Raw genomic sequence first — 13,062 nt, 5'->3', positions numbered from 1 at the left:
AAACGTGCGGCTGGACTGTAGTTGCGAAAGACTACCGGCTTCTTACCCCGCACTGCAAACTCAACGGCGCAGACCGAGTTGCTTTCACCGCTTCGCTTGTGCGGCGCGCTTGTAAAACCTCGGCCACACCCGATTGGGCGGGGGTGTGGACTATCGGTGCGACGATGAAGAGGATTGATCATGAGGCCTTTTGTCATGCCCTCAGGCCGCATATCTTCCTCCGCGACAGACACGTCCCACGAGGAGACAATAATGCCACATGTGATACTCAAGATGGTCGAGGGGCGCACGGAAGAGCAGAAGAGGGCGCTCGCCGATGCGCTCACCAAGGCTGTAACAGAGTCGTTGGGCTGCAGCGAAGACCTCGTATCGGTCGCGATCGAGGACTTTAAGGATGAGGAATGGATGACGAAGGTCTTCGCACCGGACATTCAGCAGCGGTCGGATACGATCTACAAGATGCCCGACTACGGCCCCGGGGATTGACCGGACTTTGAGCCTAAGCGTGCAAGGTCCGGTTGGCCTCTCGCGACCGGGCATGATGTATCCATGGGTTCCGGTTAAAATCGCCGCTGGATTCTGACGCGCCTACCAGGGCCAAGCAAGTCAAAGCCGGCGGTGAGCAACAATATCGGATTTCCCCAAGGGGAGACGGATCAGGGCAAGCCCACTGGAAATGCGCAGGCCTGCGAAGAAGGAAGGCAGGGCGCTCGGAATACGCAGGCGCATCAGCGTCTGCAGCCGGGAAACCGTGCTTGCGCGGAAGAGGTTCGGCGAGCAGAGCGCCGGAGACCGAAATACTAGGCTGCCTTCCTTAATCCTCCCTCAAGCAGCGGCTGGCACAGTGGGAGCATGAGAATCACCACGATCACCAACTGGGCCTATGGCATCACCGTCGTTTTGACCGCCCTCTCCGGCGGGGCGTTCATCATGTCGTCACGCAGCGCCCTTCAGGAGCGCAGCGCGGTGGAGGAGCATCTCGTGCTCGACACGCTGGCCGAAGAACTGGCGCTGGGTGCCGAGGTCATGAGCGATGAAGCAAGGCTGTACGTCATGCGGGGGGAAGAGCGTCATCTGCAGGCGTTTCACGTAGAAGAAGGGAGGGAGCGGCGCCGAGAGGAGGCCGTAACCAAACTTGCCGCGCAGGCGCTTGTGCCGGCCGAGGCCGAAGCGCTGGCGGAGATCGTCAGCGGGGCAGAGGCGCTGGACAAAATCGAGGCGAGCGCAATCGAACGGTTCCAGAGCGGAGACAAGCTCGCAGCGCAGGACATTCTCTTCGGTGCGGAGCATGAGCGGGTTCAGAATGCACTTCTCCAAACGGTCGCCCATTTTCGCGATCTGACCGCGACGCGGGCGACGTCCGAGCTTGAAGCGGCACGCGCACGGAGCAACTGGTGGAGCCGTGTCGCCGAGATCATGCTTGCGGTTACGGGCGCACTGTTTGTTGCCGTGCTCTATTTCGTCTTGAGGCGAAGGGTGGCGATGCCGCTGCTGCGGATGGCGGGAACCGTGAACAGGCTGGCCAAACAGGACTATACCGTGGAAGTGCCGACCGAGCGCCGGGGTGACGAGATCGGAGAGATGAACGAGGCCATCGAAATCTTCCGGACGAACCTGATCGAGCGCGAGAGGCTCGATGCTGAGCGGCGGACGGATCAGCACAGGAAAGACCTGATTCTGCAGATGATGCACCGCGTACAGGCGTGTCAGAACCAGGAGGAAATGACCGACGTGGTGGTGCGCTTCGCCCCGCAGATATTTCCCGGTCTTGCCGGCGGCTTGTACGTTCTCAAGGAAGGCAACACGTTCCTGGTGCGCGCAGGCGCGTGGCTCGATCCCAAGCAGTCGGCGGTGCATTTTCCTGCTGCCGCATGCTGGGGCATGCGCCGTGGCCGTTCACATCACAGCAGCGTCAACGGCGCCGACGTTCCCTGCCAGCACCTCGACCATCCCGAAGCCGCGACCTTGTGCGTTCCGTTGACGGCGCAGGGCGACATGATCGGGCTGCTATATCTCGAAGAGCAGGGGGAGGAGATACTTGGATTGATGGGGCCGAGGCTCTATCTGGAACTGATCGCCGAGAATGTTGGCCTGGCGATCGCCAATCTTCAATTGCGGGAAAAGCTGACCACGCTCGCCGTGCATGACCCGCTCACCGGCCTTTTCAACCGCCGTTTCCTGGATGAACGGCTGCAGCAGCATATCAGGGAAGAGAGCGGGGAACCGCTCGTCTGCCTGATGATCGACATAGACTATTTCAAGCGTTTCAATGACCAGTTCGGACACGATGCCGGAGATCTGGTCATGCGGTTTGTCGGGCAAACGCTTCGGGAAGCCTGTGCCCCAGTCGGCAGCGCGTTTCGCTTCGGCGGTGAGGAATTCACTGTTCTCTTGCCCTCCCTCGGGGAGGAAGAAGGGGTAGCGCTTGCAGACACGTTGCGCGAGAAGGTCAGCAGCGCCGCCCTCTCCCATGCCGGTCAGATCCTCGGCACTGTTTCCGTTTCGGTTGGAGTGGCGGCCTTCCCGGCGGGCGGTTCAATCGAAACGCTGATAACACGAGCCGATGCCGCATTGCTTGAAGCCAAGGCGAACGGGCGTGACAGGACGATTGCTGCGAGCGGGATCAAAGGCAGCCGAAATTCCAGCGCAACCTTGTCTCGTCAGCCATGATCTGTGATCGGCCTTCGATGTTGGATCGTTGCGCGTGCGGTCTGGTAGCCATTTTGCAGTTGTTCATCGGATGGTAACATCTGACCCGGACTACCCTATGGCGCAGGGCAGATGAACGCCTGATGTTTCCGCCGCCGCGAGTTGGCTGATGACATTTGGCTCCTAATCGCCATATTTAAGTAGCTGTCAGATTGGAAACAGCATTTGCAACGGGAGTTACATCGGTGAGCGGACTGCAGAAGGGCGTGTTTTTGGGCTTCGTTGCAGCATTTCTGATGATGGCCGTGAGCCTTCCTCTCCGTGATGCCAATGCCGCAGATTGCCGGGCTGACCCCGCGCCGGAAGTCGATTGGAGCGCCTGCAGCAAGAAGAACCTGATGCTGAGCGGAAGCGATTTTGCCGGCGCGAATTTCCGTGATGCCGATCTGAGCTTCACCGACATGCGCGCTACGAATCTGACCGCGGCCGACCTGGAGAAGGCGACCCTGATCCGGGCCTGGTTCACCGATGCGCGTCTCGGCAAGGCGAATTTCGCAAGGGTCGAGGCCTATCGGGCGGGCTTTCAGAACGTCGTTGCGCAGGGAGCCTCGTTTGCATCCGCCGAGCTTCAGCGCGCCACGTTCAATGGTGCCGATCTGCGTTACGCAAGTTTCGAGAAGGCGGACCTCAGCCGCGCGACCTTTGCCGAGGCGGTCCTTTCGGGCGCGACCTTTGCCTATGCGAACCTGTCGCGCGCCGATCTCAGCAAGGCAAGCGTGAAGGGAACGCTCGGCTTCGAAAGGGCGTTCATGCTATTGACCCGGATCGAGGGGCTGGATTTGTCCGGCGCTGCCGGTCTCGACCAGTCCCAGGTCGATATTGCCTGTGGCGACGCCAAGACCAAGCTTCCGAAAGGTCTTACCGCGCCGGCATCCTGGCCCTGCCCACGGGACTGAGACGTCTCTTCTTCCTCCGCACACGTCTGGCTCAAGAGGTCGGCCTGCATTCGCTGGCGGCGCTGAGCCGCGCCGGCCTTTCCTTGTGCTCCTGCTTTTGGGATCCCTGGCAAGCAAGCCGGCTAGGGGCCATACCCTCTGCGCTGAACCACGTTGTAGATGGTTCGAGTGCCTTCAATACCACCGGAATATCTTGGCGTAGCCGGGTTCTGTTCAGACCTGAGTTTGATTGGGCATTCGTTGCTTGTTTGATGCAGGTCAACGACCGTCCTGCATGAACGCTCCAATGGTCCAGCAACGATTTGCTGGAACGCCCTGGAATGAAACTCCTCCGTCTTGTCCTTCTGCTTTGCGTCAGCCTTTGCGTTGCGGTCTCGGCCAGCGCGGCTACGGTGTTGCAGGAGTATTTGCCCGGGGCAACGGCCTCGGAACTCGTGCCGGGCGCGGAGCGCTTCGGCCCGGTGCGTGACGATCTGGCGGTGGCCCCGGTGTTGAAGGGCGGCCAGACGGTCGCCTGGGTCTTTATCACTTCAGATTTTGTGGGAACGACCGGCTATTCCGGCAAGCCGATCCATACGCTCGTGGCGGTGGACAAGGATGCGAGGATCGTCAGCGTCCGGTTGGTGAAACACTCCGAGCCCATCGTTCTCATCGGCATTCCAGATGCGAAGATCAAGGCGCTGGTTGCCGGTTATGCTGGCCTCGACCTCGTCGCTGAGGCGAAGTCCGGCGGCACGGCGCATGAGGTGGATATCATCTCCGGCGCGACGGTGACGGTGATGGTAATCGACGACTCCATCGTTCGTTCGGGGCTGAAGGTCGCGCGTGCGCTCGGCCTTGGCGGACTGGCCCCGGACGTGGAAAATGCCGGCCCGCGTTTCGAGATCGACCCCGCTGCGGCCTCGCCGCAGGACTGGGCCGAGGCCGAGGGCGATGGAACGTTGCGCCGGCTGTCGCTCGATGTGGCGCAGGTCAATGCTGCCTTCGCCGAACATCCCGACGAGCGAGCGCGCGAGCGCGCGATTGGGCAAGCGCCGCAAACCACCTTCATCGAGATGCAGACGGCGCTGGTCTCTGTTCCCGCCATCGGCGAGGCGCTGCTCGGCTCGGCGGAGGTGTCCAACCTTGAGGGATGGCTGGGCGAAGGCGAGAATGCCGTCGCGGTGATGGCGCGCGGGCTCTACTCCTTCAAAGGCTCGGGTTATGTGCGTGGCGGCATTTTCGACCGCATCGTGCTTATCCAGGATGATGTTTCTGTCCGCTTCCGTGATCGTGACCATCGTCGTCTTGGCGCCATTGCGCTTGCCGGCGCGCCGGAATTCAACGAGATGGACCTGTTCCGCATTCCCGCTGGCCTCGGCTTCGATCCGACAAAACCTTTCCGCATCCAACTCCTGGCGCAACGCGAGGTCGGGCCGATCGAGAAGGTCTTTCATACATTCGATCTCGCTTACCAGCTGCCACAAAAATATCTGCGCGCCGTTGAGCCGCCGGCAAAGGACGTCGCCGCTGTCGCAGATCGTGACGAGGGAACCGCGCAGGCGGAGCTGTGGAAACGCATCTGGAGCGACTCGACGCTGAAGATCGTCGTGCTGGGCGTCATGCTCGTGGTGCTGACCGGGGTGTTCTTCTTCCAGACCTATGCGGTTCGGAACGCGCGCGGCTTCTATATTTTCCGCATGGGCTTCCTGGTGGTGACGCTGGTCTTCCTCGGCTGGTACGCCAACGCACAGCTTTCAGTCGTCAACCTGATGGCGCTGTTCGGCAGTCTCGTGAACGGCTTCAGCTGGCAAGCCTTCCTGCTGGACCCGCTGACCTTCATCCTGTGGTTCTCCCTGGCCGCCGCGCTGCTGTTCTGGGGGCGGGGCGCCTATTGCGGCTGGCTGTGCCCCTTTGGCGCCCTGCAGGAACTTACCAACCAGATCGCGCGCAAGCTGCATGTTCCACAGTGGACGCTGCCCTGGGGCCTGCACGAGCGGCTGTGGCCGATCAAATACATGATCTTCCTTGGGCTTTTCGGGGTGTCGCTGGTCAGCGTCGAGCAGGCCGAACATCTGGCCGAAATCGAGCCTTTCAAGACCGCGATCATCCTGAAATTCATCCGCGCCTGGCCGTTCGTGGCCTATGCCGTCGCACTGCTGGTCGCCGGGCTCTTCGTCGAGCGGTTCTACTGCCGCTACCTCTGCCCGCTGGGTGCGGCGTTGGCGATCCCCGCGCGCATGCGCATGTTCGACTGGCTCAAGCGCTACCATGAATGCGGAAACCCCTGCCAGAGCTGCTCCAACCAGTGTCCGGTGCAGGCCATTCATCGGACCGGCGAGATCAACCCGAACGAATGCATCAACTGCCTGCACTGCCAGGTGCTCTACCAGTCCGAAACGATCTGCCCCGTCGTGATGAAGAAGATGAAGTCACGGGCAAAGCTCGCGGCGAGTCCCGGCGGTATCCCGGTCCACCAGACCGCAGCCAAAGTTTAATTGAAGTCAGGTTTATAAACAGGAGTCCGATCATGGAATCGAAGGAAAACAAGGGATTGAGCCGCCGAGCGCTGTTCAGTGCCACGGCAGGAAGCGCCGTGCTGGCCGGGGCGATGGGTCCTGCCGCACTGGGCTTGGGCGCTGCGGGGCTGGCGACGCCGGCGCGCGCCGCCACCGGGGCTGACGGGTCGGTCGCACCCGGCAAGCTGGATGACTATTACGGCTTCTGGTCTTCGGGGCAGACCGGTGAGATGCGCATTCTCGGCATCCCCTCCATGCGCGAACTGATGCGGGTGCCGGTGTTCAACCGCTGCTCGGCCACCGGCTGGGGTCAGACCAATGAATCGCTCCGCGTTCACCAGCGCTCGATGACGGAAAAGACCAGGAAGCAGCTTGCTGCCAACGGCAAGCAGATCCATGACAATGGCGACCTTCACCATGTCCACATGTCCTTCACCGAGGGCAAGTATGACGGTCGCTACCTGTTCATGAACGACAAGGCCAACACCCGTGTGGCGCGGGTGCGCTGCGACGTGATGAAGACCGATGCCATCCTGGAAATTCCAAACGCCAAGGGCATCCACGGCATGCGTCCGCAGAAATGGCCGCGGTCGAACTACGTGTTCTGCAACGGTGAGGACGAAGCGCCGCTGGTCAATGACGGTTCGACCATGACGGATGTCTCGACCTATGTGAACATCTTCACGGCTGTCGATGCGGACAAGTGGGATGTGGCCTGGCAGGTGAAGGTGTCGGGCAACCTCGACAATTGCGACGCCGACTACGAAGGCAAATGGGCATTTTCGACCAGCTACAACTCCGAAATGGGCATGACCCTGGAGGAGATGACCAAGTCCGAGATGGACCACATCGTCGTCTTCAACCTCGCCGAGATCGAGAAGGCCATCGCGGCCGGCCAGTACGAGGAGATCAACGGCGTCAAGGTGGTGGACGGGCGCAAGGAGGCCAAGTCCCTCTTCACCCGCTACATTCCGATCGCCAACAATCCCCATGGCTGCAACATGGCGCCGGACAAGAAGCACCTCTGCGTTGCCGGCAAGCTGTCGCCCACCGTCACTGTGCTGGACGTGACGAAGTTCGATGCCCTGTTCTACGACAATGCCGAGCCTCGCAGCGCCGTGGTGGCAGAGCCTGAACTGGGCCTCGGTCCGCTTCATACCGCCTTCGACGGACGCGGCAACGCCTATACTTCGCTCTTCCTCGACAGCCAGGTGGTGAAGTGGAACATCGACGAGGCGATCCGCGCCTATGCCGGCGAGAAGATCAACCCGATCAAGGACAAGCTGGACGTTCAATACCAGCCGGGCCACCTGAAGACGGTCATGGGCGAGACGCTGGATGCGTCCAACGACTGGCTGGTGTGCCTGTGCAAGTTCTCCAAGGACCGCTTCCTGAACGTCGGCCCGCTGAAGCCGGAAAACGACCAGCTAATCGACATCTCCGGCGACAAGATGGTGCTGATGCATGATGGCCCGACCTTCGCCGAGCCGCATGATGCGATTGCCGTCGCCCCCTCGATCCTGTCGAACATCCGCTCCGTCTGGGACCGCAACGATCCGTTGTGGGCCGAAACGCGCAAGCAGGCCGAGGCCGATGGCGTCAATATCGACGAATGGACCGATGCCGTGATCCGCGACGGCAACAAGGTCCGCGTCTACCTGACCTCGGTCGCGCCCAGTTTCAGCCAGGAAAGCTTCACGGTGAAGGAAGGCGACGAGATCACGGTGATCGTCACCAATCTCGATGAGATCGACGACCTGACCCACGGTTTCACCATGGGCAACCATGGCGTGGCGATGGAGGTCGGCCCGCAGCAGACGAGTTCCGTCACCTTCGTCGCCGCCAATCCCGGCGTCTACTGGTACTATTGCCAGTGGTTCTGCCACGCCCTGCACATGGAAATGCGCGGTCGCATGTTCGTGGAACCGAAGGGCGCCTGACCGATGATGCGTCTGCCCGTTCTCCTGATCGGCCTTCTTCTCGCGTCGCCGCTTGCGGCGGCGGAGCGCGCCGTTGTGCCGGGAACGGGCAGCCTAGCGGCTGCCATCGCCGGGGCTGCCCCCGGCGATGTGCTGAAACTGACCGACGGGGCCTATCGCGGACCCGTCACCGTCGACCGTCCGCTCACCATTCTCGGACCCCGCGGGGCGGTGGTGGACGGAGAGGGCCATGGCAGCGTGATGACGATTTCCGCGCCGGATGTGACGTTGACGGGTTTTACAGTTACCGGGTCGGGGCGGGTGAACCAGGATCTCGATTCAGGCGTTAAAATCCTTCAGGGCGCCGACCGCGTCCATATCGAAAAGCTGCTTGTCACGGGCAATATGCATGGCATCGACGTGCATGGCGGCCGAAACGCCACTGTCCTGCAAAACGAGATCGTCGGAACAAACAGCCCGCGCATGAACGAGCGCGGCAACGGCATCTATGTCTGGAACAGTCCCGGCACGCGGCTTGAGGGCAATTTGATCCGTTACGGCCGCGACGGTATCTTCTCCAACGCCAGCGCCGACAGTGTCTATCGCGGCAACATCATGCGCGACCTGCGCTTTGCCGTGCATTTCATGTACACCCGAAATACCGAGGTTTCCGGCAATGTCTCGGTTGGAAACCATCTCGGTTTCGCCATCATGTTCTCCAACCGGGCGAAGATCCTGAACAATCTCAGCCTTGGCGACCGTGAACACGGGCTGATGCTGAACTATGCCAACAATGCCGACGTCACCGGCAACCTGGTGCGGGGCGGCACGAAGAAATGTTTCTTCATCTATAACGCCCACAAGAACCTCATCTGGGACAACCGTTTCGAGAATTGCGGTATCGGCATTCACTTCACCGCCGGCTCGGAGAAGAACGTGCTGACCGGCAATGCCTTCATCGCCAACCGCGAGCAGGTGAAATATGTCGGCACCCGCAACATAGAATGGAGCCATGAGGGCCGGGGCAATTTCTGGTCCGACCATCCGGCCTTCGACCTCAATGCCGATGGCATCGCCGACAGTTTCTACCGCCCCAACGACCTGATGGACCAGATCCTCTGGTCGCAACCGGCGGCGAGCCTGCTGATCGGCTCGCCCGCCGTGCAACTCGTACGCTGGAGCCAGCGGGACTTTCCCGCAACGCTGCCCGGAGGCGTGCGCGACAGCGCGCCGCTGATGCGCCCCCTGACCATATCCGTCCCGCCCGAAATCCTTGGCTACGAAGCCGAGGCCGCCGGTCGCTGGGCCGAAGGAAATTATGATGACACCGACCCTGACAATCTCTCGGCTCACTAAGCGGTTTCAGACCGTCGAGGCGCTGAAGCAGGTTTCGCTGACGCTGGAGCCGGGAAAACGCGCAGCGCTGCTCGGCCATAACGGCGCAGGCAAATCGACGATGATGAAGATCGTCCTCGGCCTCATTCCCTTCGATGGCGGCGAGGTGTCGGTTTGCGGCGCGCCTCCGGGCTCGGCGTCCGCGCGGGCGCAGGTTGCCTATTTGCCGGAAAACGTCGCCTTCCATCCCGCCCTCACAGGGGAAGAGCAGCTGCGCCACTATCTGGCCCTGCGCGGCGAAAACCCGCGCCAGGCCATGGAACTCCTGTCCCGTGTGGGGCTGACCCACGCCGCTCGGCGTCGGATCGGCACCTATTCCAAGGGCATGCGCCAGCGTGTGGGCCTCGCTCAGACGCTGATCGGCCGCCCGCGCCTGCTGGTGCTGGACGAGCCGACCTCGGGCCTCGACCCGGTTTCGCGACGCGATTTTTACGATCTGCTCGACGGCCTTTCCGCCGAGGGAACGGCGATCCTCCTCTCCTCCCACGTACTGACCGAGGTGGAGGCCCGCACCGACCGCATCCTCATTCTTTCCGGTGGGGACCTGGTGGCGGAAGGCACGCTTGCGGATTTGCGCACCCGGGCCGCACTGCCGGTCGCCTTCTCGGTTCGCCCCACGCCCGGCCATGCGGCATCGCTGGCGGCAGCTTTTCCCGAAGGCGGGCTAGGGGACGACGGTCTTTTGCGCCTTTCCTGTTCGCAGGCGGAAAAACTGCCGCTCCTCGCCCGTATTGCAGCGCTTGGGGAAGAGATTGCCGATCTCGATGTGATCCCGCCCAGCCTTGAGGACATCTACAGCCATTTCAGCCGGAGGGACGGGCAATGAACCGCATCCTCGCCACCGCGATGAGCGAATTCCGCATCGCCTTCCGCAATCGCTGGGTCTCCATCGCCACCGGCATGATGGTGCTGTTCGCGCTGGTTCTGGCCGCTGCCGGCTCCGCCCCGACGGGCGATGTCGGCGTGGACCGGCTCTCGGTGACGGTTGCGTCCCTGACCTCGCTTGCGGTCTATCTCGTGCCGCTCCTGGCATTGCTGATGAGTTTCGACGCGGTGGCGGGCGAGGTGGAGCGCGGCACGCTGCCGCTTCTGCTCACCTATCCCGTTTCGCGCCTGCAGATCCTGCTCGGAAAACTGTTGGCGCATCTGGCGATCCTCGGCCTTGCTGTGACGCTCGGCTATGGCGCGGCAGCACTGGTGGCCATCTGGTCCGATACCGGCGCGATCGCGGGGCTTGGCTCGCTGTGGCGGTTGATCTGGTCTTCGGTCTTGCTGGGGGCAACCTTCCTCGGTGCGGGCTATGCGCTCTCCGCGCTGGCGCGGCGACCCTCCGGGGCGGCAGGGCTGGCCATCGCCCTTTGGCTGGTGGCCGTGGTGCTCTACGACCTCGCGTTGCTGGCGCTGATCGTCACGGACGGGGGCGGGGCTTTCACGACGCAGGCCTTGCCCGTGGCGCTGCTCGCCAATCCGGCCGACGCCTTCCGCGTCTTCAATCTTTCGGCAGCGGAAGCTGTCGCCGTTGCCGGCGGCATCGGCGGGGCGGCGGGCGCAATCCCCCTGTGGCAATCGGCAGCCTCGCTCCTTCTCTGGCCGCTTGCCGCCATCGCGCTTGCCGTCGCGGCCTTCCGGAAGGTGACGCCATGAGAATTCGCCTTCGCCCCGTGCTGCTTGTGGCAATGCTCGCGCTGCTGTCCGCCTGCAAGGAAGACGTGGCCCACAATACCACGCCACAGGACATGACACCCGAGACCCTCGGCCACCATTGCCAGATGAACCTTCTGGAGCATCCCGGCCCCAAGGCCCAGGTCTTCCTCGAAGGCAATCCCGCGCCGCTGTTCTTCAGCCAGGTGCGCGACGCCATCGCCTATATGCGCGGGCCCGAGCAGGTCGCGCCGATCCTCGCCGTCTATGTCAATGACATGGGAACCGCGGGGGCAACGTGGGATCGGCCTGGCGACGGCAACTGGATTGCCGCCGACCTGGCCTTCTATGTCGTCGGTTCCGCCCGACGAGGAGGCATGGGCGCACCCGAGACCGTGCCCTTTTTCAATCGGGAGGGGGCTGCGGCCTTTGCCCAAGCCGAGGGCGGCCATGTGTTGGCGCTTAGCGACATTACCGATGCCATGGTCCTGACCCCGGTGGAAACCGACACGGACGATGGACCTGACGACGATGACTATCTCGGCCGTCTGCGCGCCCTGCCCAATCCAGCCGGAGGTTGACCCATGATGCTGACAAGACGCCGCCTGATCGCCATTTCCGCCGTTATGGCTGCTCTACCCGCTACTACTACCCGCGCCAGGGCGGGAGCCGCCCGGCACTGGACCGGTCAGGCTCTCGGCGCGCGCGCCTCGATCAGGCTCGACCACCCCGAGGCCGAAGCCATCACGGCCCGCGTCATGGCCGAGATCGACAGGTTGGAAAACATTCTCAGCCTCTACCGGCCGCAAAGCGCGCTTTCGCGGCTGAACCGCGAGGGTCATCTCGACGCCCCGCCCTTTGAACTGCTTGAATGCCTGTCACTTGCCGGCGCCGTGCAGCGGGCGAGCGGTGGGCGGTTCGATCCGACCGTGCAGCCGCTCTGGGCGCTCTGGGCAGAGTCCGCCGCAAATAGCGTTCGACCCGATGCGCGGGCCATCGATGAGGCGCGGCGCAAGACCGGCTGGGAAAAGGTGAAACTCGATGCCGCGGCGATCACCCTACAGCCAGGCATGGCGCTGACGCTGAACGGGATCGGTCAGGGCTATGTCGCCGACCGGGTTGCCGTGCTTCTGGAGGCTGAGGGCCTGACCGACATCCTGATCGACACCGGTGAGTTGCGTGCTCTCGGGGGACGGCCGGAGGGCGGCGAATGGCCCGTACGGCTGGAAACCGTAGAGCATCTGACATTGCGCCAGCGCGCACTGGCAACCTCCGCCCCTCTGGGCACGACCTTCGATCAGGCCGGAAGAGACGGGCATATCCTCGATCCTGCGACCGGAATGCCCGCGAGCGCGACATGGCGCTCGATCACGGTCTCTGCCCCTTCCGCCGCCATAGCCGACGCACTGGCAACAGCCGCGTGCCTGATGCCCGACGCAGGATCGATCGTCGCAATGATCGGACGTTTTGAAGGAGCGCGGCTGGATGCCAGGGCATAGCCTAACCTACGTCATCAAAACAAGGCGAGTGCTATAACCTATTATTCTCACTCTGGCCCATCTTCGCCATGTCACCTCAAGGTGATCACTTGACGACCGTAGCCCGCGGTAGCATGCGTTCCGTGACAGGGCACTCTTCTTGGATCTTGGTCCAGGACGAGACGTTGAGTTTCATCTCGCAGCGCGCGAGATAGGAACCGCCATCGACCTTCAGGCAGGACGTCTGGCCGAGCTCGAACATGACGCCGCGATTTCGGCATTTGCAATTGTGGGCATCCGCCAAGGTGGGGATCACGGCTATTGCCAGACCAAGTATGAGCACTCCAATATGCATGGCTGATGCTCCGAACGATGCGACTTCAGTCTACACCTGGCGGACGGCATCGTCAAAGTGGCCGCCCGCAGCCCAGGTGGCGCGCGCGTTGCGTAAGGGCCTGCGCGTTCTTCACGGCAAGGTCCTCTTGTATCAAGCCTGGCTCATTTCAGTCACGCTATCCACCAATCG

At 62.4% G+C, this 13,062-nt stretch carries 11 protein-coding genes and 1 pseudogene; 10 read left to right on the top strand and 2 right to left on the bottom strand.

All coding sequences use genetic code 11. The features are described from left to right. The first annotated feature begins 252 nt into the window (after positions 1 to 252). Positions 253 to 486, top strand: coding sequence for a tautomerase family protein (locus BSY16_RS28810; RefSeq protein ID WP_069063773.1), 234 nt, complete (start codon positions 253 to 255; stop codon positions 484 to 486). A gap of 168 nt (positions 487 to 654) precedes the next feature. Here BSY16_RS28810 and BSY16_RS32995 read toward each other — a convergent pair. Beyond that, positions 655 to 771, bottom strand: a pseudogene (locus tag BSY16_RS32995) (ABC transporter permease); the annotation flags it as partial. Between the two features lie 81 nt (positions 772 to 852). Between BSY16_RS32995 and BSY16_RS28805 the strand changes: the two are divergent. The 9 genes from BSY16_RS28805 to BSY16_RS28765 all read left to right on the top strand — a co-directional run bounded on the left by BSY16_RS28805 (position 853) and on the right by BSY16_RS28765 (position 12,557). Further along, entirely contained in the window at positions 853 to 2,670 is a 1,818-nt protein-coding gene (locus BSY16_RS28805) for a diguanylate cyclase (protein ID WP_069063178.1), read from the top strand. A 275-nt stretch (positions 2,671 to 2,945) separates the two neighbouring features. Then, entirely contained in the window at positions 2,946 to 3,605 is a 660-nt protein-coding gene (locus tag BSY16_RS28800) for a pentapeptide repeat-containing protein (RefSeq protein WP_286157366.1), read from the top strand. Between the two features lie 320 nt (positions 3,606 to 3,925). Then, entirely contained in the window at positions 3,926 to 6,082 is a 2,157-nt protein-coding gene (locus tag BSY16_RS28795; protein WP_069063177.1) for a NosR/NirI family protein, read from the top strand. A 32-nt stretch (positions 6,083 to 6,114) separates the two neighbouring features. Further along, on the top strand, positions 6,115 to 8,043 hold the full coding sequence (gene nosZ, locus BSY16_RS28790) for a TAT-dependent nitrous-oxide reductase (RefSeq protein ID WP_069063176.1): 1,929 nt from the start codon (positions 6,115 to 6,117) through the stop codon (positions 8,041 to 8,043). A 3-nt stretch (positions 8,044 to 8,046) separates the two neighbouring features. After that, the gene (locus BSY16_RS28785; RefSeq protein ID WP_069063175.1) at positions 8,047 to 9,378 is read left to right on the top strand and encodes a nitrous oxide reductase family maturation protein NosD; all 1,332 of its coding nucleotides are present in this window, start codon (positions 8,047 to 8,049) and stop codon (positions 9,376 to 9,378) included. Then, on the top strand, positions 9,344 to 10,243 hold the full coding sequence (locus BSY16_RS28780) for an ABC transporter ATP-binding protein (protein ID WP_069063174.1): 900 nt from the start codon (positions 9,344 to 9,346) through the stop codon (positions 10,241 to 10,243). The genes BSY16_RS28785 and BSY16_RS28780 overlap by 35 nt, the downstream gene beginning before the upstream one ends. Next, positions 10,240 to 11,061 carry an ABC transporter permease gene (locus BSY16_RS28775; RefSeq protein ID WP_069063173.1) on the top strand — a complete coding sequence of 274 codons (822 nt, stop codon included), beginning with the start codon at positions 10,240 to 10,242 and terminating at the stop codon, positions 11,059 to 11,061. Before BSY16_RS28780 ends, BSY16_RS28775 begins: the two co-directional genes overlap by 4 nt. Further along, a complete protein-coding gene (locus BSY16_RS28770; RefSeq protein ID WP_069063172.1) occupies positions 11,058 to 11,639 on the top strand; it encodes a nitrous oxide reductase accessory protein NosL in 582 nt (193 codons plus the stop codon). Before BSY16_RS28775 ends, BSY16_RS28770 begins: the two co-directional genes overlap by 4 nt. Positions 11,640 to 11,642: 3 nt before the next feature. After that, on the top strand, positions 11,643 to 12,557 hold the full coding sequence (locus BSY16_RS28765) for an FAD:protein FMN transferase (protein ID WP_069063171.1): 915 nt from the start codon (positions 11,643 to 11,645) through the stop codon (positions 12,555 to 12,557). 85 nt (positions 12,558 to 12,642) lie between these two features. Here BSY16_RS28765 and BSY16_RS28760 read toward each other — a convergent pair whose 3' ends face one another. Beyond that, on the bottom strand, positions 12,643 to 12,891 hold the full coding sequence (locus tag BSY16_RS28760; RefSeq protein ID WP_069063170.1) for a hypothetical protein: 249 nt from the start codon (positions 12,889 to 12,891) through the stop codon (positions 12,643 to 12,645). Positions 12,892 to 13,062: the final 171 nt, after the last annotated feature.

Origin of the sequence: Sinorhizobium sp. RAC02, from assembly GCF_001713395.1 — a bacterium.
GTDB lineage: Bacteria > Pseudomonadota > Alphaproteobacteria > Rhizobiales > Rhizobiaceae > Shinella.
This window is presented reverse-complemented; position numbering and strand designations above follow the sequence as displayed.